This window comes from Streptomyces sp. NPDC096040 (assembly GCF_040303265.1).
In the GTDB taxonomy this organism is placed as follows: domain Bacteria; phylum Actinomycetota; class Actinomycetes; order Streptomycetales; family Streptomycetaceae; genus Streptomyces.
On the sequence record NZ_JBEOTA010000010.1, the window covers coordinates 1 to 22,271 of the forward strand.

At 68.5% G+C, this 22,271-nt stretch carries 25 protein-coding genes and 1 pseudogene; 12 read left to right on the top strand and 14 right to left on the bottom strand.

Annotation, left to right across the window (positions count from 1 at the left end; translation table 11 throughout):
• Nucleotides 1-325: 325 nt before the first annotated feature.
• From ABTY98_RS15060 to ABTY98_RS15075, 4 genes are all read right to left on the bottom strand, one after another.
• The gene (locus ABTY98_RS15060) at nucleotides 326-763 is read right to left on the bottom strand and encodes an SsgA family sporulation/cell division regulator (protein WP_352221344.1); all 438 of its coding nucleotides are present in this window, start codon (nucleotides 761-763) and stop codon (nucleotides 326-328) included.
• A gap of 99 nt (nucleotides 764-862) precedes the next feature.
• A complete protein-coding gene (locus ABTY98_RS15065; RefSeq protein ID WP_352221345.1) occupies nucleotides 863-1,651 on the bottom strand; it encodes an IclR family transcriptional regulator in 789 nt (262 codons plus the stop codon).
• A 211-nt stretch (nucleotides 1,652-1,862) separates the two neighbouring features.
• On the bottom strand, nucleotides 1,863-2,075 hold the full coding sequence (locus ABTY98_RS15070) for a DUF5326 family protein (RefSeq protein ID WP_352221346.1): 213 nt from the start codon (nucleotides 2,073-2,075) through the stop codon (nucleotides 1,863-1,865).
• A gap of 168 nt (nucleotides 2,076-2,243) precedes the next feature.
• Nucleotides 2,244-2,561 (bottom strand): cupin domain-containing protein, encoded by a 318-nt coding sequence (locus tag ABTY98_RS15075; protein WP_352221347.1) that lies wholly within the window; start codon nucleotides 2,559-2,561, stop codon nucleotides 2,244-2,246.
• A gap of 60 nt (nucleotides 2,562-2,621) precedes the next feature.
• Here ABTY98_RS15075 and ABTY98_RS15080 point away from each other — a divergent pair, with 60 nt between their 5' ends.
• The 5 genes from ABTY98_RS15080 to ABTY98_RS15100 all read left to right on the top strand — a co-directional run bounded on the left by ABTY98_RS15080 (nucleotide 2,622) and on the right by ABTY98_RS15100 (nucleotide 6,341).
• On the top strand, nucleotides 2,622-2,999 hold the full coding sequence (locus ABTY98_RS15080; protein WP_352221348.1) for a phage holin family protein: 378 nt from the start codon (nucleotides 2,622-2,624) through the stop codon (nucleotides 2,997-2,999).
• A gap of 7 nt (nucleotides 3,000-3,006) precedes the next feature.
• Complete coding sequence (locus ABTY98_RS15085) at nucleotides 3,007-3,498, top strand: low molecular weight protein-tyrosine-phosphatase (RefSeq protein ID WP_352221349.1); 492 nt, start codon at nucleotides 3,007-3,009, stop codon at nucleotides 3,496-3,498.
• Nucleotides 3,495-4,637, top strand: a complete 1,143-nt coding sequence (locus ABTY98_RS15090) for a cystathionine gamma-lyase (RefSeq protein WP_352221350.1) — start codon at nucleotides 3,495-3,497, stop codon at nucleotides 4,635-4,637. The genes ABTY98_RS15085 and ABTY98_RS15090 overlap by 4 nt, the downstream gene beginning before the upstream one ends.
• A gap of 229 nt (nucleotides 4,638-4,866) precedes the next feature.
• Complete coding sequence (locus ABTY98_RS15095) at nucleotides 4,867-5,772, top strand: LysR family transcriptional regulator (protein ID WP_352221351.1); 906 nt, start codon at nucleotides 4,867-4,869, stop codon at nucleotides 5,770-5,772.
• An 86-nt stretch (nucleotides 5,773-5,858) separates the two neighbouring features.
• Nucleotides 5,859-6,341: an NUDIX domain-containing protein gene (locus ABTY98_RS15100; protein WP_352221352.1), complete on the top strand. Its 483-nt coding sequence runs from the start codon at nucleotides 5,859-5,861 to the stop codon at nucleotides 6,339-6,341.
• 4 nt (nucleotides 6,342-6,345) lie between these two features.
• On the opposite strand, the gene ABTY98_RS15105 is transcribed toward ABTY98_RS15100, so the two are convergent.
• Both ABTY98_RS15105 and ABTY98_RS15110 read right to left on the bottom strand, forming a co-directional pair.
• Complete coding sequence (locus ABTY98_RS15105; RefSeq protein WP_352221353.1) at nucleotides 6,346-7,848, bottom strand: globin domain-containing protein; 1,503 nt, start codon at nucleotides 7,846-7,848, stop codon at nucleotides 6,346-6,348.
• Nucleotides 7,849-8,131: 283 nt separating this feature from the next.
• Nucleotides 8,132-8,696 (bottom strand): annotated as a pseudogene (locus ABTY98_RS15110) (HAD family hydrolase).
• A gap of 194 nt (nucleotides 8,697-8,890) precedes the next feature.
• Between ABTY98_RS15110 and ABTY98_RS15115 the strand changes: the two are divergent.
• Nucleotides 8,891-9,757 (top strand): GNAT family N-acetyltransferase, encoded by an 867-nt coding sequence (locus ABTY98_RS15115; RefSeq protein WP_352221354.1) that lies wholly within the window; start codon nucleotides 8,891-8,893, stop codon nucleotides 9,755-9,757.
• 66 nt (nucleotides 9,758-9,823) lie between these two features.
• On the opposite strand, the gene ABTY98_RS15120 is transcribed toward ABTY98_RS15115, so the two are convergent.
• Together ABTY98_RS15120 and ABTY98_RS15125 are read right to left on the bottom strand one after the other, a co-directional pair.
• Nucleotides 9,824-10,243 carry a GlcG/HbpS family heme-binding protein gene (locus ABTY98_RS15120; RefSeq protein WP_352221355.1) on the bottom strand — a complete coding sequence of 140 codons (420 nt, stop codon included), beginning with the start codon at nucleotides 10,241-10,243 and terminating at the stop codon, nucleotides 9,824-9,826.
• Between the two features lie 91 nt (nucleotides 10,244-10,334).
• Nucleotides 10,335-11,567: an MFS transporter gene (locus tag ABTY98_RS15125; protein WP_352221356.1), complete on the bottom strand. Its 1,233-nt coding sequence runs from the start codon at nucleotides 11,565-11,567 to the stop codon at nucleotides 10,335-10,337.
• A 141-nt stretch (nucleotides 11,568-11,708) separates the two neighbouring features.
• Between ABTY98_RS15125 and ABTY98_RS15130 the strand changes: the two genes are divergently transcribed.
• Complete coding sequence (locus ABTY98_RS15130; protein WP_352221357.1) at nucleotides 11,709-12,167, top strand: MarR family winged helix-turn-helix transcriptional regulator; 459 nt, start codon at nucleotides 11,709-11,711, stop codon at nucleotides 12,165-12,167.
• A gap of 9 nt (nucleotides 12,168-12,176) precedes the next feature.
• A complete protein-coding gene (locus tag ABTY98_RS15135) occupies nucleotides 12,177-12,629 on the top strand; it encodes a GNAT family N-acetyltransferase (protein ID WP_352221358.1) in 453 nt (150 codons plus the stop codon).
• A gap of 68 nt (nucleotides 12,630-12,697) precedes the next feature.
• On the opposite strand, the gene ABTY98_RS15140 is transcribed toward ABTY98_RS15135, so the two are convergent.
• Together ABTY98_RS15140 and dnaB are read right to left on the bottom strand one after the other, a co-directional pair.
• Nucleotides 12,698-14,083: a serine hydrolase domain-containing protein gene (locus tag ABTY98_RS15140; RefSeq protein WP_352221359.1), complete on the bottom strand. Its 1,386-nt coding sequence runs from the start codon at nucleotides 14,081-14,083 to the stop codon at nucleotides 12,698-12,700.
• A gap of 70 nt (nucleotides 14,084-14,153) precedes the next feature.
• Nucleotides 14,154-15,629 (bottom strand): replicative DNA helicase, encoded by a 1,476-nt coding sequence (gene dnaB / locus ABTY98_RS15145; RefSeq protein WP_352221360.1) that lies wholly within the window; start codon nucleotides 15,627-15,629, stop codon nucleotides 14,154-14,156.
• Nucleotides 15,630-16,089: 460 nt separating this feature from the next.
• On the opposite strand from dnaB, the gene ABTY98_RS15150 reads away from it, so the two are divergent.
• The gene (locus tag ABTY98_RS15150) at nucleotides 16,090-17,427 is read left to right on the top strand and encodes an MATE family efflux transporter (protein WP_352221361.1); all 1,338 of its coding nucleotides are present in this window, start codon (nucleotides 16,090-16,092) and stop codon (nucleotides 17,425-17,427) included.
• 161 nt (nucleotides 17,428-17,588) lie between these two features.
• Here the strand turns inward: ABTY98_RS15150 and rplI are convergent, their stop codons facing one another.
• From rplI to rpsF, 4 genes are all read right to left on the bottom strand, one after another.
• Complete coding sequence (gene rplI, locus ABTY98_RS15155) at nucleotides 17,589-18,035, bottom strand: 50S ribosomal protein L9 (protein WP_352221362.1); 447 nt, start codon at nucleotides 18,033-18,035, stop codon at nucleotides 17,589-17,591.
• An 18-nt stretch (nucleotides 18,036-18,053) separates the two neighbouring features.
• A complete protein-coding gene (gene rpsR / locus ABTY98_RS15160) occupies nucleotides 18,054-18,290 on the bottom strand; it encodes a 30S ribosomal protein S18 (RefSeq protein WP_006381652.1) in 237 nt (78 codons plus the stop codon).
• Between the two features lie 46 nt (nucleotides 18,291-18,336).
• Nucleotides 18,337-18,933 (bottom strand): single-stranded DNA-binding protein, encoded by a 597-nt coding sequence (locus ABTY98_RS15165; RefSeq protein ID WP_352221363.1) that lies wholly within the window; start codon nucleotides 18,931-18,933, stop codon nucleotides 18,337-18,339.
• 74 nt (nucleotides 18,934-19,007) lie between these two features.
• Entirely contained in the window at nucleotides 19,008-19,298 is a 291-nt protein-coding gene (gene rpsF, locus ABTY98_RS15170) for a 30S ribosomal protein S6 (protein ID WP_005482942.1), read from the bottom strand.
• A 265-nt stretch (nucleotides 19,299-19,563) separates the two neighbouring features.
• Between rpsF and ABTY98_RS15175 the strand changes: the two genes are divergently transcribed.
• The 3 genes from ABTY98_RS15175 (at nucleotide 19,564) to ABTY98_RS15185 (ending at nucleotide 22,252) form a co-directional block, all read left to right on the top strand.
• On the top strand, nucleotides 19,564-19,866 hold the full coding sequence (locus ABTY98_RS15175; RefSeq protein WP_352221364.1) for a hypothetical protein: 303 nt from the start codon (nucleotides 19,564-19,566) through the stop codon (nucleotides 19,864-19,866).
• Between the two features lie 165 nt (nucleotides 19,867-20,031).
• A complete protein-coding gene (locus ABTY98_RS15180; protein WP_352221365.1) occupies nucleotides 20,032-21,153 on the top strand; it encodes a lipid II:glycine glycyltransferase FemX in 1,122 nt (373 codons plus the stop codon).
• Between the two features lie 67 nt (nucleotides 21,154-21,220).
• Nucleotides 21,221-22,252 carry an alanine racemase gene (locus tag ABTY98_RS15185; protein ID WP_352221367.1) on the top strand — a complete coding sequence of 344 codons (1,032 nt, stop codon included), beginning with the start codon at nucleotides 21,221-21,223 and terminating at the stop codon, nucleotides 22,250-22,252.
• Nucleotides 22,253-22,271: the final 19 nt, after the last annotated feature.

Consider the following 22,271-nt stretch of genomic DNA (forward strand, 5'->3'; position numbering starts at 1 on the left):
CGTCCGCACACTCGTCGGCTCGATCGGCCTCGTCGCCTCCGTACCAGTCACCACACTCCTCGCAGCCCTGGTCGTATCAGCCGACCGACAGGACAAGGAGGCCGGTGCGTCGGTGGAGGGCCCGGCGCGTGGCGGGCGAGGGCGGCGCCGGAAGCGGTGAGCGGGCGGTGGGCGGCGTAAGAGGACGGTCCGCGCGAGGAGAAGCGTTCCGGCGCTCGCACAGGGACGCACGGTGCTCGAGACGCCAGCACAGGGACGCGCAGAAGCGTTCCTGCGCGTCCTCACGCCCTTCGGTGGAGTGGCTCGCGGCCCGTGCCGTCACGCTTCAGCCTGCGCTCTGCTCCTCGGCCAGGATGCGGTCCAGGGCCTCGTCGAGATGGGCGTCGAAGTCGGCGAGCGCGCCTTCATGGCCGAGCGGCACCAGCTTGTCGGTACGGTCGAGAAAGGCCACCAGCGGTGGCGCCGAGGACCGGAACACCGCCTGGTCGCCGCCGACCTGAAGCCTGATCAGGACCTCGCCCAGTACCTCGCAATCGGCGGGCGCGATATGCACATCGCCCTCCCCGCACGGCCGGCCCACCCCGTCGATCAGCAGCTCACGGCCGAAGGCCCAGGTCACCGGCGCGTCCCCGGGCAGATGGAAGGTGAGCCGGACGGCATACGGATCACAGGTCTCGTAGCGCAACTCCACGGGGATGCGAAAGGAGAGCTCCTCCGAGACGAGAAAGCTCATCATGACATCTGCTTGTACGGACTCGCGCATCGACTACCCCGTCATATGACACCGACTGGCCGGGACTTACCCCTTTGATGGTGGTCAAATCTTGCTGAACGTACACGGGAGATCACAAGGAGTGAGTTTTCAGATACTGATAGCGATCGCCAGCGAACCCAGATGCCGTCCCACCTCCGTCTGCAACTGCCGTGCGGCGGGCAGCAGCCGGTCGGCCTGGTGGAGGGGCAGGGAGATGGCCACCGTGGCGGCCGTGGTACCGACGGTGATGGGGATCGCCGCGCACACCGTTCCCAGCGCGTACTCCTGGCGCTCCACCAGCGGCTCCATCCGCCGCGTCCGCTCCAGCCGCCGCAGCAGCGCATGGCTGTCACGGACCGTGTACGGGGTGAGAGCCTGAAGGGGGTAGCGCTCGAGATGGTCACGGCGGGTGTTCTCGTCCAGCTGGAAGAGCAGACACTGGCCGACGGCATGCGCGTGCGCGGTCTCGCGGAAGTCGGCCCACTCCTCGACCGCCGGGGTGCCCGGGGAGTCGGAGACGCACATGACCTCGATCTCGCCGTCCCGGTACATCGCGTAGTACACCGGTGCACCGATCAAATCCCGCCAGTGGGCGAGGGTGTCCACAACCGCGCTGCGACGTTTCTGCTGCGCTCCGCTGCTGCTCAGCCGCTCCGCCGCTTCGCCGAGGAAGAACAGCCCCTTGTCACGGCGCAGATAGCCCTCGTGGACCAGGGTGCGCAGCAGGTGGTAGGCGGTGGGCAGCGCGAGGCCGGTCTCGCGGGCCAGTTGTTTGGCGGGGGCTCCGTGTTCGTGTCCGGCGACACATTCCAGCAGGCGCATCGCACGCTGCACGGAGCCGATGAGGGTGGCCGAGTGTGACTGTGCGGGGACGGCCGGGGCGGCCGGTCGCTGCACGGGGGGTGTACTGGAACGGCGTTGGGTGGGGGGTGCGGGGTGTTCCGTGGGTGCGGAGGTGGCGTCAAGCGTGGCCAAGGGTCACTCCCGGAGCGCGAGGGGGTCAGCGACTCTAACCGTCCGCCACCGCTCCCGGTCGGCCCCTACGGGAAACTTCCCTCCCCCGAGGGAACCGGTGACTCCTGTTACCGGCCACCGATTCCCACGGTCCTCACCAGTCGCTTTTCGACGAGGAGCTCGACATGAACTTCCGCACGATGTAGATCAGTCCGCCGACCAGCGCCACGAAGATCAGCAACTTGAAGAGCAGGTAGGCCAGGAAGCCGACGATGGCGCCGATCAGGCCGCCGAACACCACCAGTGCGATGACCGGCACCGCGATCCACTTCACCCACCACGGCAGACCCGTGAAGATCTCTCGCATTGCCCTGCCTCTGCTTTCCCGTGCGCTTCGGCACGTACGGTCGGTCTCGTGCGTGCCGCACGATGCGATGTCCTGCACTCGATGCTAGAGCCGCGAGGGGGCCTTCCGGGGGCCTCTGATCCCTTGTCCTCCCCTGACCTCCCCCCTAGGGAACCCTGAGGGGAGAGGTCAGGCCTCGGGCGGAGAGAAGACGACCAGAACCCTCAGGTCCTCGCTGATGTGATGGAACTTGTGGGCCACACCGGCCGGCACGTACACCACGCTGCCTCGCGCCACCTGCGTGGTCTCCAGGCCGACGGTGATCGCGGCGCGGCCGCTGACGACGAAGTAGACCTCGTCCTGGTTGTGCGGCTTCTGCGGGTCCTGCTCGCCCGCGTTCAGCGCGTAGAGGCCGACCGACATGTTCCGCTCCCGCAGGAACTGCAGGTAGGCCCCGTCGTTGGCGGCGCGTTCCGCCTCCAGTTCGTCCAGCCGGAATGTCTTCATCGCCGTCGTTCGCCCTCGCCTCACTGCTTGCATCCGATCTCGTCTGCCACGATCAGACACATGAAGAATTTCGTAGTCAAGACGATCGCCAACGCGGGTGCTCTGGCCGTCGCGGTGTGGCTGCTCGACAAGATCACCCTGACCGGCGACAGCACCACCAAGAAGGTCTGGACGCTGATCCTGGTAGCCCTTGTGTTCGGCCTGGTGAACTTCCTGGTCAAGCCGATCGTGAAGCTCCTCACCTTCCCGCTGTTCATCCTCACCCTCGGCCTGATCACCCTGGTGGTCAACGCGCTGATGCTGCTGCTGACGTCGTGGGTGTGCGACAAGCTCGACCTGAGTTTCCATGTGGAGGGGTTCTGGACGGCCGTCCTGGGCGGTCTGATCATCTCGATCGTGTCCTGGGCCCTGAACATGATCCTTCCCGACACGGACTGAGCGCCCGATGACCTACCGCGTCTGCTTCGTCTGCACCGGCAACATCTGCCGTTCCCCGATGGCCGAATCCGTCTTCCGGGCCCGCATAGCCGAGGCCGGGCTCGACGGCCGTGTCGAGGTCGACAGCGCCGGCACCGGCGGCTGGCACGAGGGCGACGGCGCCGACCCGCGCACCGTCCGCGTCCTCGAAGAGCACGGCTACGACAGCGACCACACCGCCCGCCAGTTCCAGACGTCCTGGTTCGCCCGCCTCGACCTCGTGATCGCCCTGGACACCGGCCACCTCAAGGCCCTGCGTCGCCTCGCCCCCACCGAGAAGGACGCCCGCAAGGTACATCTGCTGCGCTCCTACGATCCCGATGCCGTCGACGACCTCGACGTGCCGGATCCGTACTACGGCGGTCTGGACGGCTTCGAGGAGTGTCTTGAGATGGTGGAGGCGGCGAGCGAGGGCCTGCTCGCCGCGGTACGCGACGAAGTGGAGGGAACGGCGGCATGAGCGATTCCGACTCCGGCCTTGTCACGGGTGAGGGCACGCGTGCGGTGCGCGCGGGACTGCCCGAGCCGGCCAAGAACGAACCGACCCTGCCCGGACCGGTGTTCGCCGCACACTTCCATCTGCCGGGCGAGGTCAGCGGACCATACGCCTACGGCCGTGATGAGAACCCGACCTGGACCCATCTGGAGCGCGCCATCGGCGAGCTGGAGGCGCCCGGCGAGGACGTCGAGACGCTGGTGTTCGCCTCCGGCGTGGCGGCCATCGCGGCAGTGCTCTTCTCGCAGCTGCGCGCCGGGGACGCGGTCGTTCTGCCGTCCGACGGCTACCAGGTGCTGCCCCTGGTCCGCGCCCAGCTTGAGGCCTACGGCATCGAGGTGCGCACCGCTCCGACAGCCGGTGACGCCCAGCTCGACGTCCTGGACGGGGCGAAGCTGCTGCTGATCGAGTCGCCGTGCAACCCCGGGCTCGACGTGTGCGACATCCGGCGGCTTGCGGAGGCGGCACACGCGCGTGGCGCCCTCGTCGCCGTCGACAACACCCTCGCCACCCCGCTCGGCCAGCGACCGCTGGCGCTGGGCGCCGACTTCTCCGTGGCCAGCGGCACCAAGCAGCTCACCGGCCACGGGGACGTCCTGCTGGGGTACGTGGCCGGGCGCGACACGGCGGCCATGGCCGCCGTACGCCGCTGGCGCAAGATCGTCGGGGCGATATCCGGGCCCATGGAGGCCTGGCTGGCCCATCGCTCCCTGGCCACTCTCCAGTTGCGGGTGGACCGGCAGAACACCACCGCCCTGGTGCTCGCCGAGGCGCTCCGCGAGCGGCCGGACGTGACCGGGCTGCGCTACCCGGGGCTGCCCGACGACCCCGCGCACAAGATCGCCTCGCAGCAGATGCGTCGCTATGGCTCGGTGATCTCCTTCACGCTTCCCACGCGCGCGCGTGCCGAGCGTTTTCTGGAAGCCCTGCGGCTGGTCGACGATGCGACGAGTTTCGGCGGGGTGCGCTCCACGGCGGAGCGGCGGCGGCGCTGGGGCGGGGACGACGTACCGGAGGGCTTCATCCGGCTGTCGGTCGGAGCCGAGGACCCTGAAGACCTGGTGGCCGATGTGCTCCACGCGCTGGATAAGTCGGATCGATGACCGGATGACGGACGCCCTCGGGGGCCTGACTACGTATAACGGACGGTCCGAGCCTCCCCCCTCGTGGCTCGGACCGTCCCGGTTCTCGCGCGCCAAGAACCGCGCGACCAAGGCTAGTTGACTCTGCGTCAGTGTCCAATCACTGTAGGGGCAGAGACCTATCGACATATTTATAGTTGGGGACCTGCCCGAAGGCTGGCACAGGGCAGGGGGAAGGGGAGGGTGAGCGATGGATCTGGCCTTGCTGCGGACCTTCGTGACCGTGCACCGGGCCGGCTCCTTCACCCGCGCCGCCGCACTGCTCGGACTCTCGCAGCCGGCCGTCACCTCCCAGATCCGCACTCTGGAAAGACAGCTGGGCCGTCCGCTCTTCCTGCGGCAGGCCCGTGGGGTGACCCCGACGACCATCGGCGACGAACTCGCCCACAAGGCCGCCCCACACCTCGACGCGCTCGTGGAAATAGCGGAACGCGGCCTCGACGACGAATCCTCGGTGCGAACCCTGCATCTCGCCGGCCCGCCCGAGTTCACCGCGGAGCGCGCCCTGCCCGCCCTTTCCGAGCTCGCCGGCGACGACGGCCAGGGCTTCGCGCTGCGCGCCTCGTTCGGCAACGCCGAGGAGACCCTGGAGGGGCTGTCCGCCGGACACCACGACCTGGCCATCAGTACAGCCCGGCCGCGTGGCGCCCTGCTCACCGCCACCGCCCTCTGCGACGAAGAGCATGTACTGGTCGCCGCTCCCCGCTGGGCCGAGGAGATCGGCGCCGGGACGCTACGCGACAAGGGCGCGCCGGCCCTGGAGAACCTGCCCGTCGTCGAGGTCCACGAGTCTCTGCCTTTCGTCTCGCGCTACTGGGGCTCCGTCTTCGACGCCCGACCGGCCACCTCCGGCACGGTGATCGTGCCCGATCTGCGCGCGGTCCTCGCCTGCGCGGTCGCGGGCGCCGGCCTCGCAGTGCTGCCCCGCTATCTGTGTACGGCCGCGCTGGACCGCGGTGACGTCATGGCGCTGCATGAGCCCGCGGTGCCCCCGCTGCGGACCTACTTCCTGGTGGTGCGGACCGGCACGCTCGCCATGCCGCATGTGGCGCGGGCACACGAGTGGCTCCAGCACGCAGCTGCGGACTGGGGCTGAGCGCATCCTGCGGGGTTAACGCGATGCGGCCGTACGGTGGCGCTTCGCGATGTTTCACGTGGAACCAGCTGGGCCACATTTCTCCCATGACCGTCCGACCCGTGGTCAAGCGCACCGCCCGTGCCGTTCTCCTGGACGGCGACGACTTGATTCTCATCAAGCGCACCAAACCCGGTGTCGATCCCTACTGGGTCACTCCCGGTGGCGGGGTCGAGCCGGAGGACGCCACTGTCGTCGACGCTCTGCACCGCGAGGTGCACGAGGAGCTCGGCGCCAAGATCACCGATGTGGTGCCCTGCTTCGTGGACACCGTGGAGCACATCGGCGACAGCGGCAGCACTACCGGTGTGAAGGTGCAGCACTTCTTCGTCTGCCGGCTGGGGTCCATGGACCCGGCCCTGCGGCACGGACCCGAAGTCGAGGAGCCCGCGGGCGAGTACGAGATCGTGCGCGTGCCCTTCACCCGCGTCGGGATCGCCTCCGTGCACCTCGTACCGCTGTCCCTGCGGCACTACCTGGACGGCAACATCGAGGGTGTACGGGCCATGCACGCTCCCGACCTCGGGTGACGGATCAGTCGCCGACGACGACCAGTTCCTCGACCGAGTCGTGCCGTATGCGGTGCGCCGGGATGCCGACGTTCCGCAGGGCGTCCACGCCGTTGCGGATCATGCCGGGTGGGCCCGAGAGATAGGCGTCGTACTCGATCCACGGACCGTACGCGCGGATGGCGTCGGGAAGCTGGAGATGCGCCTGCTGGTCGACGACCGCGCGGACCGAGAGCCAGGGATGGCTCTGCTGGAGCCGGAGCAGCGTGTCGATGTCGTACAGGTCGTGGCCGGTGCGGGCACCGTAGAACACCTCGACAGGGCGGCGTGCGCCGCGTTCGGCGACGTCCTCGACCAGCGCCTTGATGGGGGCGATGCCGGTGCCACCGCCCAGACAGAGCAGTCCGTTGTCCTTCGTGTGGTCGACGGTCATCGAGCCGACGGCCGGGCCCAGACGGAGGATGTCACCGGGGCGGGCGCGGTGTACCAGAGCGTTGGAGACCCAGCCCGCCGGAACGGCCTTCACATGGAACGTCAGCAGACCGTCCGAGCGGGGCGCGGAGGCGAAGGAGTAGTGCCGCCAGACCCGCGGCCACCAGGGCGTCTCCATGCTTGTGTACTGCCCCGCGCGGAAGGGGTACGGCTGGTTCGGGCGGACCGTGAGCACCGCGATGTCCGCGGTCCTGAGGTCGTGGGCGACGACCTCCGCATGCCACCAGGCCGGCGCGCGCAGTTCGTCCGTCGCCGCCGCGTCGATCATCACCTGGGACATGGTCGTGTACGCCCGCACCCAGGCCGCCTCCGTCTCCGGGCCCCAGATGCCCGAGGCGTACTTGGCCAGCGCGCCGATGAGGCACTCGCCGACCGCCGGGTAGTGCTCCGCGCGGGTGCCGTACTTGCGGTGGCCGCGGCCCAGGTTCTGGAGGTACTCGACCAGGACGGGCGTGTTGTCGATGTGCTCGGCCGCGGTGAGCAGCGCCTTCAGCAGCCGGTCCCGCTGGGTGTCCATGGCGGCCGGAAACAGCGAACGCAGTTCGGGATGGCGTACGAAGAGCAGTGCGTAGAAGTACGAGGTGACCTTGTCGGCTATCGGACCGACCTCGGCCATGGTGCTGCGGATGCGGATCGCGTCCGGGGATGCGTCCGGACTCGGCTGTGCGCTGCGCTGAGGCGGGACGCGCTGTCCGGGCGTGGGTGGTACCGACTGTCCGGGTGTAGGGCGTACCGGCTGTCCGGCCGTGGAGGCGAAGGGTCCGGCGGCCGCGTGCTGCCCGGCGTCTGGAGCCTGGGCGGGGTTCTGGAAGAGGGCCGGCTCCTCCGTCGGCCGTATTCGCTCCCGGGCCTCTGCGGACGCGGGACGGCGGCCCTGGGGCATCTCCTGCTGACCACTCGGCGCCACGGCCTGAGGGTCGGCGGCGGGTTCGACCGGCGGCTTGTTGGGCGATGTGAACCAGCTGCTTCCGCCGGCCCCGTCGTTGCCCGCCGACGTGGTGGTCGGAGCATCCATGGTGTGCCTCGCCTCGAACATCTTTCGGTCGGTCTGCGCACTTCGCTCGGAAGGTGCTTGTATTCCCCCGTTGACGGCTGGCTCTTCCCGGTCAGGCTCGTGGCCGACACGGCCCCATTGAACCCACGTTCCTTCGCGTACGGACAAGTAAGGCGGAAGTGTGACATGGCCCGCAGTCACTCCCGCCGGAGCGTCTCATCCCGGACGTGAACCGGAGTCGACCCTACCGGCCGTCGCCCCGCGCACAAGTCCCCCCTGCCTCCGCCACGAATCCAAACAAGGGGCGAACCATCAGCTCCTTCAACTACCGAGCGGCGCATACCAATTCATAGACATCCCATAGATCACGCCCCGTGTAGGAGTACGTCGCGAGACCGGCGGGATGTCCGTCCGCGTTGACCGCCACGGACACCGGGACCACAGTGAACAATCCTCTGTTCGACATCGAATCCCCGTAGGCGACACAGTCCGCTCGGCCGACCCCGAACTGCGCGCACAGGCGATCCGCAATGGTCACCTTGGCTGCAGGATCAAGGATGCCCGCCGGGTCCACCGGCTCGGCGAAAGGCACCGCCGGGAAGCGCGATCCGAAGGCCACATGGGCTCCCCACTCCAACAGGCGCTCCACGAAACGATGGTGAGAGCGACATCACCGCGCAATATTCGCCCGCTTCCCTGATCCCGGTCCAGACGTCCCGGATACGGGCCAGCCAAGGCGCTCCATCGAATGGCCGCGGTCACGTGCGCGTCGGTCAGCTCGGACCGGAGGGAGCACACCCGCGCCGCATACTTTGACGGGAGATCTCGACGGGGGCGGAGGTGCCGTGCAGCAATGTGCCGTCGAGATCGAAGAGATGAAGTCTCGCCATGAACCCTGAGGCTAATGGAGTGGGATCACAGCTCCTCGGTGAGGTCTCGGGCGGTGGTTATGGGGCGATGTTTCACGTGAAACGTCTCCTGTCTGTCCAGGGGCTGTGCTCAGGGCTACGGCGTGGCCAAAAGCGCGTGCGTCTACCTCGAAACAGGTGGACGCCACGGGTGCCGGTCGGACAGCCTGACCTGCGTGCCAACTCCTTTCGTCGCCGCTCTGCCCATTCGCCGACTGACGCCACGCGACCTCACCGCCTGCGCCGACTTGTCCGAGGACCGGGGGTGGCCGCGCGAGGAACACAAGTGGCGCTTACTCCTCACGGCCGGAAAGGGCTACGGCATCGACGACCCTGGCGGAGGCCTGGTCGCCGCCTGCGTCATCACTGAGTACGGCCCAGGGGAACGCCCGGATCTCGGCGCGATCGGCATGGTCCTGGTCGCGGAACGGCATGCGCGTCAGGGCGTCGGGCGGCGGCTGATGCGCCACATCGTCTCGGCGGTGAAGACGACTCCCCTGACTCTGTACGCCACGCCGTACGGCCGTCCGCTCTACGAGGAGCTGGGGTTCAAGACCACGGGACGCTCGGAGATGCTGTCCGGCTCCTTCACCCCGGGCGGCCTCGAGCCCCGGGTGGCGACACGGGCGGCCACAGCCGAGGACCTCAGCTCCATCCTCCGGCTCGACGAGGAGGTGTTCGGTACTGACCGCACACCTCTCATCGCCCGCCTGCCCGCGTTCTCGGACCAGCTGCGGGTGGCCGTGGACGGCGGCCGGATCGTCGGCTATGCGGCCGCCTGGCCCAACATGGACACCCACGTCGTCGGGCCTCTGATCGCCCACGACACGGAGACGGCGAAGTCCCTCATCGTCTCGCTCGCCGCGCACACCGACCGCCCGCTCCGCACCGACATCGACATCCGGCACGAGGAACTGCTGGCATGGGCGAAGGAGCGCGGGCTGGCCTCCGTCGCCATGAACTCCGTCATGACGTACGGCCTCACGGAGCTGCCGGGAGACTGGACACGGCGGTTCGCACCGCTGACGGTGGCGGCGGGCTGATGATTCCTCGATGCGGCGAACGCCGGCCCCCGGGGGAACAGGCGTTCCGCGTCGATCGGGGTGCGGTCAGACGAGCGCCTGTACGGCGGCCGTGGCGAAGCCGTGGTCCTGATCGGGGGCGCCGCCACCGACGCCGACAGAGCCGATCAGCCGCCCGTCACGGTGGACTGGGACACCGCCCGCGATGAAGAGCAGAGGCCGGTCGAGCGCCGTGGGCAGGGTGTGGAAGAGGCCGCCGGGCTGGACGGCGTCGACAAGGTCGGCGGTCGGACTGTTCAGCTGGAGCGCCGTGTAGGCCTTGCGGGTGCTGGTCTCGCCGGAGATCAGCACGGCGCGGTCATCCCGCCGGAAGGCGAGCAGATGGCCCCCGGCGTCCAGGACGGTGACGCTGACGGTGGCTCCGGCGACCTCGGCGGCGCGCTGGGCCTCGGTGATCAGGAGTTCGGCGTCCTGGACGGTGAGCGGGGCGGCGGTGATGGTGCTCATGAGGTGGTTCTCCTTGGGTGGTGCTCAGAGGAACGGCGCGGGCGGGTCAGGATTGCGGCCTGTGTGTCTCAGGGCGCGGTCGGTGATGGGCTCACGCCTGCGGCCTTGCGGCCGGCTCAGTGGTGGACCGGCTCCCGCTGCGCCGAGGCATGCCGCCTGCGGCCACGGTGCTCGGGGCGCCGTCGCGGCGCTCCAGTGCGGCCGACACGAAGGCGAGGGCGAGGGCGGCCGTGGCGAGGGTGGCGCCGACCCAGTTGGGGGAGGTGTAGCCGAAGCCGGCGGCGATCACGATGCCGCCGAGCCAGGCGGAGAGAGCGTTGCCGAGGTTGAAGGCGCCGATGTTCACGGCCGAGGCCAGGGTGGGGGCGCCGTGCGCCTGGTCGAGGACGCGCTTCTGCAGCGGCGGGACGGTCGCGAAGCCCAGAGCCCCGATCAGGGCGACGGTCACGGCGGCCGCAACCTTGTTGTTCGCGGTGACCGTGAAGAGAGCGAGGACGACAGCCAGGGCGCCCAGCGACACGTACAGCATGGGCATCAGGGCGCGGTCGGCGAACTTGCCGCCGACGAGGTTGCCGCCGACCATGCCGAGGCCGAACAGGACCAGCAGCCAGGTGACGGTGCCGTCGGCGAAGCCGGCGACATGGGTCATCATCGGCGCGATGTAGGTGATGGCCGCGAAAACTCCGCCGAAGCCCAGGACAGTCATCGCCATGGCGAGCAGGACCTGGGTGTTCTTGAACGCGGCCAGTTCGTGCCGCAGATGCACGCCTTCCGGCTTGGGCAGCTCGGGCACCAGCTTGGCGATGCCGGCCAGGCCGACGAGGCCGAGGGCGGCGACGATGCCGAAGGTGACACGCCAGCCGACGTGCTGTCCCACCAGGGTGCCGAGCGGGACACCGACGACGTTGGCGATGGTGAGGCCGGTGAACATCATCGCGATGGCCCCGGCCTTCTTGCTCGGGGCGACGAGTTCGGCCGCCACGACCGAGCCGATGCCGAAGAAGGCGCCGTGGGCGAGGGAGGCGACCACGCGGCCGATCAGCATGACGGCGAAGGAGGGGGCGACGGCGGACAGCAGGTTGCCTGCGATGAACAAGCCCATCAGCAGCATCAGCATCCGCTTGCGCGGGACCTTGGTCCCCAGGACGGTCATCAGCGGGGCACCCATCACCACGCCGAGTGCGTAGCCGGTCACCAGCAGGCCGGCGGTGGGGATGGAGACCCCGAAGTCGCCCGCGACCTCGGGCAGCAAGCCCATGATCACGAACTCGGTCGTTCCGATTCCGAAGGCCCCGATCGCGAGGGCCAGGAGCGCGAGAGGCATGGAGGACAGCCTTCCCAGACGATTGCAGATGCGCTTTGCGTGCGTCCACAATAGTTGCAGACGCTGCCTATGTGCAATCGAGGGATATTGCAGACCTGCCCTATCCTGGTATCAGCCGCTCCGGGACGGAGGAACACGCCAATGACAGCGACGGACCCCGCGCTCACCGCCCTTGCCCAGGGCTGGTGCGCTCTCTCCCTGCTTCACGGGAGGATCGAGGCACACATAGAGCGCGCCCTTCAGGCGAAGCACGACCTGAGCGTGCGCGAATACTCCCTGCTGGACGTCCTCAGCCGACAGCACGACGGCGAGGGGGGCCATCTGCAGATGAAACAGGTCGCGGACGCGGTCGTCCTCAGCCAGAGCGCCACCACCCGGCTGGTGACACGCCTCGAAGACCGGGACCTCCTGGAGCGCTACCTCTGCCCGACCGACCGCCGCGGCATCTACACGAACGTCACCGAGGCGGGGCTGCGGCTGCTCGAAGAGGCTCGCCCCACCAATGACACCGCGCTGCGCGAGGCCCTCGACGCGGCAGCCAGAAGCCCGGAGCTGGCTCCCCTGGTGCGGGTCGTGGAATCACTGAACGTGCCCGCATAGGCTGCGGGCATGGGAGATCTTGACATACGTGCCGCGGTCGCCGACGACATCCCGGCCATCGTCGGCATGCTCGCCGACGACCCGCTGGGCGCCCGGCGGGAATCACCGGACGACCTGACGCCCTACCTGCGCGCCCTGGAACGGCTCAGTGCCGACCCCAACCAACAGCTGGTCGTCGCCGTACGCGAGGGCCGTGTCGTCGGCACGCTACAGCTCACGATCATCCCCGGGCTGTCGAGGCGCGGCGCCACTCGGTCGATCATCGAGGCCGTACGCATCCACGCCGACGAGCGCGGCGGCGGGCTGGGCACCCGGTTCATCGAGTGGGCGATCGAGGAATCCCGCCGCCAGGGCTGCCAGTTGGTGCAGCTGACCTCGGACACGTCACGTACCGACGCCCATCGCTTCTATGAGCGGCTCGGTTTCACCGCCTCGCACGTCGGTTTCAAGCTTGAGATCTGACCCGCCAGGGTGCTGACGGTGCGCGTTCAGGGGGTGGTGTTTCACGTGAAACACCACCCCCGGCTTGTCTAGCCGATCCCCCGCCACCCCGCGGGGTCCACTCCACCAGGCACAGGAGCCGTCTCCTCGTACGGCTGACGCGTGAACACGAACGAACCGAGGTCCAGGTGGCTCACACCCCCGTCCGGCCGCCGTACGGGCCGTAGAAGCTCTCCGGCGTAGTAGCCCTCAAGGCCGGTCCACGTCCCGTCACCGTTGGACCTGAAGCGCGCACGACGGCCGGTGCCCGACAGCGGTCCCAGCGAGACCAGTCCATCGGCCGTCACCCGCAACCCGAAGGCGTGTGTGCCCCAGTACCACTGGCCCGTCAACTCCAGGACAGACGGCTCGACTCGGGCCAGGGGCCGCCATGGCTCGGGGATGCGCGGCTCGGCCTCCGCAACGATACGGACGAGGTCGGCACCGACGGCGGACAGGAGCGGGCCGGAGGTGCAGTTGGCGAGCACCACGGCCGCCACGTCGTCGTCCACGCTGATGGTGAGGTTGGCCAGAAAGCCGGGCAGCGAGCCGGAGTGCCCGATCAGCAGTCGGCCGTCGCGGCGCTGGATCTGGAGGCCGAGGCCGTAGGTGGCGCCGTCCAGCACATCGGCGGACTCGGCGGGAGCCGCCGGGACGCGCATCTCCCGTACGGACTCGGCGCTCAGTACCCGTTCGTCACCGGCCGTCAGAAACACGGCGAAGCGAGCCAGGTCGTCGGTGGTCGACCAGAGCTGTCCTGCCGGTGCCATCCGGCCGAGGTCCTCCAGTGGCTCCGGAAGCATCGCGTCGGCCCAGGGATGCACCGCCCAGCCGCCCGCGTGCGGCGCCTGAGGCTGGGCGCTCGTGCGATCGAGGCGCAACGGTTCGAGCACCTCTTGCCGGAGCACCTCCGTCCAGGGGGCACCGCGGAGTTCCTCGACCAGGGCGCCGAGCAGGGTGTAGCCGGGGTTGGAGTAGTGGTGTCGGCGGCCGACGGGGTGCAGGAGGGGCTGCTCACCGAGGACATCGCTGAGCTCCGGCCGCAGCGAGCCCGGAGTGCGTTCCCACCAGGGCGCGGGCGACTCGGCCGCCAACCCGCCTGTGTGCGCGAGGAGTTCAGCGATCGTCGCCTCTCCCGCGCCGGTGCCCGGCAGATGCTTCTCCAGTGGATCGCCGAGATCGAGCAGCCCTTCGTCGCGCAGCCGGAGCACCAGAACGGCCGTGAACGTCTTGGTGATCGAGCCGATCCGGTACTGCACGTTCTGATCCGGTCCGTGCCCGTCCACCGAGGTCCGCGCCCCGTGCCAGACAGCCCGCCCGCCCCGCACGACCGCTGCCACCAGCGACGGCGCCCGCCCTTCGGCCTGGGCCACGGCGATCCGATGCAACAGCGCCCGCCGGGTGGTGGGGAGCAGCTCTTCGTCAAATGTCGTCATGCACCCAGTCCACCCGGAGGGCGGACCGGCGTCGAGTTCATTTCGGTGGTGGTGGTGGTGGTGGTGCGGATCAGGTCTGTGCCATGTCCACGAAGCGGGAGTAGTGGCCCTGGAAGGCAACGGTGATCGTCGCGGTCGGGCCGTTTCGGTGCTTGCCGACGATGATGTCCGCCTCGCCCGCGCGCGGTGACTCCTTCTCGTAGGCGTCCTCGCGGTGGAGCAGGATGACCATGTCGGCGTCCTGCTCGATGGAGCCGGACTCACGCAGGTCGGACACCATCGGCTTCTTGTCCGTGCGCTGCTCGGGACCACGGTTGAGCTGCGAGAGCGCAATCACGGGGAGCTCCAGCTCCTTGGCCAGCAGCTTGAGGTTTCGGGACATGTCCGATACCTCCTGCTGACGGCTTTCAGAGCGTTTGGAACCGGACTGCATCAGCTGCAGATAGTCGATGATCACGAGCTTGATGTCGTTGCGCTGTTTCAGCCGGCGGCACTTGGCGCGGATCTCCATCATCGACAGGTTCGGTGAGTCGTCGATGTAGAGCGGCGCGGCCGAGACATCCGGCATCCGACGGGCGAGCCGGGTCCAGTCGTCGTCGGTCATCGTGCCGGAGCGCATGTGGTGCAGGGCGACCCGGGCCTCGGCGGACAGCAGACGCATCGCGATCTCGTTGCGGCCCATTTCGAGGGAGAAGATGACGCTGGGCAGGTTGTGCTTGATCGACGCGGCCCGGGCGAAGTCCAGGGCCAGGGTGGACTTACCCATGGCGGGACGCGCGGCGATGACGATCATCTGGCCCGGGTGCAGGCCGTTGGTGAGCGAGTCCAGGTCCGTGAAGCCGGTGGGCACACCGGTCATCTCGCCGGTACGGGAGCCGATCGCCTCGATCTCGTCGAGAGCGCCCTCCATGATGTCGCCGAGCGGCAGATAGTCCTCGCTGGTCCGCTGCTCGGTGACCGCGTAGATCTCCGCCTGGGCGCTGTTGACGATCTCGTCGATGTCGCCGTCGGCCGCGTATCCCATCTGCGTGATACGTGTCCCGGCCTCGACAAGACGGCGCAGCACGGCACGCTCGTGGACGATCTCCGCGTAGTACTCGGCGTTCGCCGCCGTCGGCACCGTCTGGACGAGGGTGTGGAGATAGGAGGCGCCGCCGACCTTGTTGATCTCGCCGCGCTTGGTGAGCTCGGCGGCGATGGTGATGGGGTCGGCCGGCTCGCCCTTGGCGTAGACGTCGAGGATCGACTGGTAGATCGTCTCGTGCGCGGGCTTGTAGAAGTCGTGGCCCTTGAGGATCTCGACGACGTCGGCAATGGCGTCCTTGGACAGCAGCATGCCGCCGAGCACGGACTGTTCGGCGTCCAGGTCCTGCGGGGGGACCCGCTCGAAGGTGGCACCTCCGCCATCCCAGTCACCGCTGTCCCGGCCCCGGTCGTGCCGGTCGTCTCGCCCTCGGCCGCCCTCACCGCGTCCACGGGAGGCGGGCAGACGATCACTGGGACCGGTCTCGGCCCACGGATCGTCCAAGGGCTCGGAAATACTCACCGAGCCACCTCCTCCCGTCCGCCCGGCGGACCTCGCCGTGACCCCATTTCTACGGCACGGCACTGACAAACTGAGGCGCCACATTCCGGATCCGGGCGCGTCGGTTTTGTGAGGTTTCCGACGCCATAAGGAGGAGGGGGCGCCGGACCACGGTAGGCCCGCGGGCACCGTCAGCCAATCTGGTTATCCACAGGCCATGTGGACGACGGCCCGTATGCTGTGGAGAACCTCCCAAAACCTGTGCACGACGCGGTGGACAGCCCTGTGAACAAGCCCTCGATCGCCCGACGTCACCGCCCCTGACCTGCACCTTTCCCATCCACCGGCTGTGCAGAAGAAAAACTTCTACGGTCGGATCAAGATCGCTTCGAACGATGCGCGAAAGCACGGGCCCCGCCCGCCTAAGTAAGGGTCAGTATGCAATTGCATCTCTTACCTGTGGACGATTAGATTAGTGCCCATGTCCCAGGCTCCCCCGGTCCCCGAGGCCACCCGACGTCGGCACGACCGAGAGATCGTCGCACTGGCCGTCCCGGCCTTCGGCGCACTCGTCGCCGAGCCGCTTTTCGTCATGGCCGACAGCGCGATCGTCGGCCATCTCGGCACCGCACAGCTCGCTGGTCTCGGGGTCGCCTCGGCACTCCTCACCACCGCCGTGAGCGTCTTCGTCTTTCTCGCCTACGCCACCACGGCGGCCGTCGCCCGCCGGGTCGGCTCTGGCGATCTCCAGGCGGCCATCCGTCAGGGCATGGACGGCATCTGGTTGGCGCTGCTGCTCGGTGCCGGCGTCATCGCCGTCGTTCTGCCTCTGGCACCCGGCATCGTGGACATCTTCGGGGCCTCGGCCACCGCGGCACCCTACGCGACGACCTACCTCAGGATCTCCTCACTAGGAATCCCAGCCATGCTGGTCGTGCTCGCCGCCACGGGCGTTCTGCGCGGCCTCCAGGACACCCGGACCCCGCTGTACGTCGCCGTCGCGGGCTTTGTCGCCAACGCCGGGCTGAACGCCGGGCTTGTCTACGGCGCCGAACTTGGCATCGCAGGCTCCGCCTGGGGCACCGTCATCGCCCAGTGCGGGATGGCAGCGGTCTATCTGACCGTCGTCGTACGGGGAGCGCGCAGGCACGGCGCGTCCCTTCGCCCCGACACCGCCGGGATACGGGCCTCGGCACAGGCCGGCGCACCTCTGCTCGTCCGGACGCTCTCACTCAGGGCCGTCCTCATGATCGCCACGGCGATCGCGGCCCGGCTGGGCGATGCCGACATTGCCGCCCACCAGATCGTGCTGTCGCTGTGGAGTCTGCTGGCCTTCGCCCTGGACGCGATAGCGATCGCCGGGCAGGCGATCATCGGCCGCTATCTCGGCGCGGGTGACACTGCCGGCGCCCGTGAGGCCTGTCGGCGCATGGTCCAGTGGGGCATCGCCACCGGGGTCCTCTTGGGCCTGCTCGTGGTGGCCGCTCGGCCGCTCTTCCTCCCGCTGTTCACCAGTGACCCCTCCGTGAAAGACACCGCACTGCCTGCCCTGCTCATCGTGGCGCTCTCCCAGCCGATCTCCGGCGTGGTCTTCGTCCTCGACGGCGTCCTCATGGGCGCCGGAGACGGGTTGTATCTCGCCGGGGCCATGGTCGTGACCCTCGCGGTCTTCACGCCGGTGGCGCTGTTGGTCCCCGCTTTCGGCGGTGGGCTCGCGGCGCTCTGGGGAGCCATGACCCTGATGATGGCCACGCGGATGCTGACCCTCTGGCTGCGTACCCGCTCGGGCCGCTGGATCGTGACGGGCGCAACGCGCTGACCGGCTCGCCCCACCGACTGTTTCACGTGAAACGTGAAACACCGCGAGCCGCCACGTTTCACGTGAAACACCCGCCGCCCCGGCCCATCGTCGGCAAGTCAAAGGGGCCGCACCCTCACGGGTACGGCCCCTTTCAGCTACTGCTCAAGCCGAGCACAGCGTCAGCCTGCGACGACCTCGATGTTGACCTTGGCGGCAACCTCGGGGTGCAGACGCACGAAGGTCTCGTGGGCGCCCAGCGTCTTGATCGGCGCGCCCAGCTCGATGCGGCGCTTGTCGACCTCGGGGCCACCGGAAGCCTTGATCGCCGAGGCGACGTCGGCCGGGGTGACGGAACCGAAGAGACGACCGGCGTCGCCGGAGCGGACGGCCAGACGGACCTTGACGCCCTCGAGCTGGGCCTTCACGGAGTTCGCCTGCTCGATGGTCTGGATCTCGTGGATCTTCCGAGCACGACGGATCTGCTCGACGTCCTTCTCGCCACCCTTGGTCCATCGGATAGCGAACTTCCGCGGGATCAGGTAGTTGCGAGCGTAGCCGTCCTTGACGTCGACGACGTCGCCGGCGGCACCGAGGCCAGAGACCTCATGGGTGAGGATGATCTTCATATGTCGGTCACCCTTCCCTTATCGCGCGGTGGAGGTGTAGGGCAGCAGCGCCATCTCACGGCTGTTCTTGACGGCCGTGGCGACGTCACGCTGGTGCTGCGTGCAGTTGCCGGTCACGCGGCGGGCACGGATCTTGCCGCGGTCGGAAATGAACTTCCGCAGCATGTTCGTGTCCTTGTAGTCCACGTACTGGACCTTGTCCTTGCAGAACGCGCAGACCTTCTTCTTAGGCTTGCGCACAGGCGGCTTCGCCATGGTGTTTCTCCTGTGTGATCAAGAAGTGGATGCGAGCCCGTTGCCCTTAGAAGGGGGGCTCGTCCGAGTAGCCGCCGCCACCGCCGCTGGTGCCGCCCGAGCCACCGCCCCAGCCGCCGCCACCCTGGTTGCCGCCGCCGGCGGGAGCGCCGGAGGCCCAGGGGTCGTCGTTGGGAGCGCCGCCCTGCTGGCCGCCGCCGGAGCCACCGCCCCAGCCGCCGCCACCCTGGCCGCCACCGCCGCCGCTGTAACCGCCCTGGCCACCGCGGCCGCCACCACCGGCGGTCTTGGTGACCTTGGCCGTGGCGCTGCGCAGGCTGGCGCCGACTTCCTCGACGTCCAGCTCGTAGACCGTGCGCTTGACACCCTCACGGTCCTCGTAGGACCGCTGCTTCAGCCGGCCCTGCACGATGACGCGCATGCCTCGCTGGAGCGACTCGGCGACGTTCTCCGCCGCCTGACGCCAGACCGAGCAGGTAAGGAAGAGGCTTTCGCCGTCCTTCCACTCGTTCGTCTGGCGGTCGAAGGTGCGGGGAGTGGACGCGACGCGGAACTTCGCGACCGCCGCACCGGACGGGGTGAAGCGCAGCTCGGGGTCATCGACAAGATTGCCGACGACCGTGATGACGGTCTCGCCTGCCATGGGGGAACCTCTCGGCGGGTTTGCTGCTGGCTGCTTGCTGCTACTCGAAGCCCGAGATCAGCTGAGCTGGGAGCTCAGTGGGTCTCGGGACGGAGGACCTTGGTCCGGAGGACCGACTCGTTCAGGTTCATCTGGCGGTCGAGCTCCTTCACGACCGCAGGCTCGGCCTGCAGGTCGATGACCGAGTAGATGCCCTCAGGCTTCTTCTTGATCTCGTACGAGAGACGACGACGGCCCCAGGTGTCGACCTTCTCCACCTTGCCGTTGCCCTCACGGACGACGGAGAGGAAGTTCTCGATCAGGGGGGCGACAGCGCGCTCCTCCAGATCGGGGTCGAGGATGACCATCACCTCGTAGTGACGCATGTGGAACCCACCTCCTTTGGACTCAGCGGCCACGGTCGTTCCGTGGCAGGAGGGTTGTGATGCGTGCGCAACGGTATCGGCCGCCACTGACATACGGGGGGCTTCCCTCGGGATCCCCGGCCGCGGGCCTGGGCAGACACCGGTGCAGACGGTACAGACTACCCGCACACCTGCTTCCGGTTGAAATCCGGCCGCCGTGACCCTCAATCTGTACACATCGGGTGTGTACGGCGCTACGATGCGCGTCTTCCGCAGGAGGTGCCCTATGGCACAGGCATTGCGACCCAACACCGCCGGATCCCTGTTCGCCAGCGACGGCAAGACCCATCTGCTTCAGGACTCCCTGATGGCAGTGACGCTGGCGCTCGGGCTGATCGCCTTCATCACGTCGTTCTTCCACGGCCTGCACCTGCTCAGCTCGTGGACCGGTCTGATCGGCATGTTCACCGGCCTGTACGGGCAGTGGGTCTCGATCACCACGCGCGAACGCTTCGGTCTGATCCTGGGTCTCGGTGCCTCGGGCATCGGCTTCTTCATCGGTATGGCGCACGGCGGCCTGTTCGGGTAGGCCTCGGACACCTCCCACACCACCGCGAAACGCCCCGGCCGCACGGGAGCCGGGGCGTAGGTGGTGTACGCCCAGTCGGGCCACGGGCGAGGCGCAGTAGGCTTCGGCGCGAGAGCCGGAGCCCCTGTACCCATGGGGACACACCAGCCCGAGGAGCGCCCCGACATGAGCCTGACCCTGAGGACCATCAGCCGCGAACAGCATCTGGCGTACATCCAGAGCCTGTCGGCGGCTAGCCACATGCAGGTCCCGGCATGGGCCGATGTCAAGGCGGAGTGGCGTTCGGAGAACCTCGGCTGGTTCGACGACCGCACCGGCGAGATGGTCGGCGCGGGCCTGGTGCTGTACCGCCAGCTGCCCAAGATCAAGCGCTATCTCGCGTACCTCCCCGAGGGCCCGGTCATCAACTGGTTCGCGCCGAATCTCGACGAGTGGATCCAGCCGATGCTGGCCCACCTCAAGCAGCAGGGCGCGTTCTCCGTGAAGATGGGCCCGCCGGTGATCATCCGGCGCTGGGAAGCCAACTCCATCAAGGCCGGCATCCAGAACCCGGACGTGAAGCGGCTGCGCGACATCGAGGCCGACTTCATCGAGCCGCGTGCCTTCGAGGTGGCCGACAAGCTGCGCCGGATGGGCTGGCAGCAGGGCGAGGACGGCGGCGCAGGCTTCGGTGACGTGCAGCCGCGCTACGTCTACCAGGTGCCGCTGGCGAACCGTTCCCTGGAAGACGTCCACAAGAACTTCAACCAGCTGTGGCGGCGCAACATCAAGAAGGCCGAGAAGGCCGGCGTCGAGGTCGTCCAGGGCGGCTACCAGGACCTGGCCGAGTGGCAGCGGCTGTACGAGATCACGGCTGCGCGCGACCACTTCCGGCCGCGTCCGCTGTCGTACTTCCAGCGCATGTGGACGGCCCTCAACACCGAGGACCCCAACCGGATGCGGCTGTACTTCGCCCAGCACAACGGGGTGAACCTGTCCGCGGCGACCATGCTGATCGTCGGCGGCCACGTCTGGTACTCCTACGGCGCCTCGGACAACATCGGCCGCGAGGTGCGCCCGTCGAACGCCATGCAGTGGCGGATGCTGCGCGACGCCTACGCGCTCGGCGCCACCGTCTACGACCTGCGGGGCATCTCGGACTCGCTGGACGAGACGGATCACCTCTTCGGCCTGATCCAGTTCAAGGTGGGCACCGGTGGCCAGGCGGCCGAGTACCTCGGCGAGTGGGACTTCCCACTGAACAAGCTGCTCCATAAGGCGCTCGACATCTACATGTCGCGCCGCTGACGTCACGCTCCGTGCTTCTATAGCCCTGACACACCCCAGCCATCCCAGAAAGGTCCCAGGTCCGGCCATGGCGCTCACGCTCTACGTCGACACCGTGCGCTGGCGGGCGCACCACAAGCATGTGCAGGAGCAGTTCCCGGGCCTCGTCCCGGTCTGCAAGGGCAACGGCTACGGCTTCGGGCACGAACGGCTGGCTGAGGAGGCCACGCGTCTGGGCTCGGACATCCTGGCCGTCGGTACGACGTATGAAGCCGCGCGCATCAAGGACTGGTTCGGCGGCGACCTGCTGGTGCTGACACCGTACCGGCGCGGCGAGGAGCCCGTGCCGCTGCCCGACCGGGTCATCCGCTCCGTGTCGTCGATCGACGGCGTGTACGGCCTGGTGGGCGCGCGCGTGGTCATCGAGGTGATGTCCACGATGAAGCGGCACGGCATCAGCGAGCAGGACCTGCCGCAACTGCACTCGGCCATAGAGAACGTCCGGCTTGAGGGCTTCGCCATCCACTTGCCGCTGGACCGCACCGACGGCTCGGACGCCGTCGAGGAGGTCATCGGCTGGATGGACCGGCTGCGCGCGGCCCGGCTGCCGCTGCACACGATGTTCGTCAGCCACCTCAAGGCCGACGAACTCGCACGGCTGCAGCAGCAGTTCCCGCAGACCCGGTTCCGGGCCCGGATCGGCACCCGGCTGTGGCTGGGGGACCACGACGCCACCGAGTACCGCGGGGCGGTCCTGGACGTCACCCGCGTCGCCAAGGGCGACCGGTTCGGCTACCGGCAGCAGAAGGCGGCCTCGGACGGCTATCTGGTGGTTGTGGCGGGCGGTACCTCGCACGGGGTGGGCCTGGAGGCCCCGAAAGCCCTGCACGGCGTCATGCCGCGCGCCAAGGGCGTCGCACGGGCCGGCCTGGCCACGGTGAACCGGAACCTTTCTCCGTTCGTCTGGGGCGGCAAGCAGCGCTGGTTCGCGGAGCCGCCGCACATGCAGGTGTCGATCCTCTTCGTGCCGTCCGACGCCCCGGAGCCGAAGGTGGGCGAGGAGCTGGTGGCCCATCTGCGGCACACCACCACCCAGTTCGACCGCATCGTGGACCGCTGACGTTTCCCAGAACTCCGGA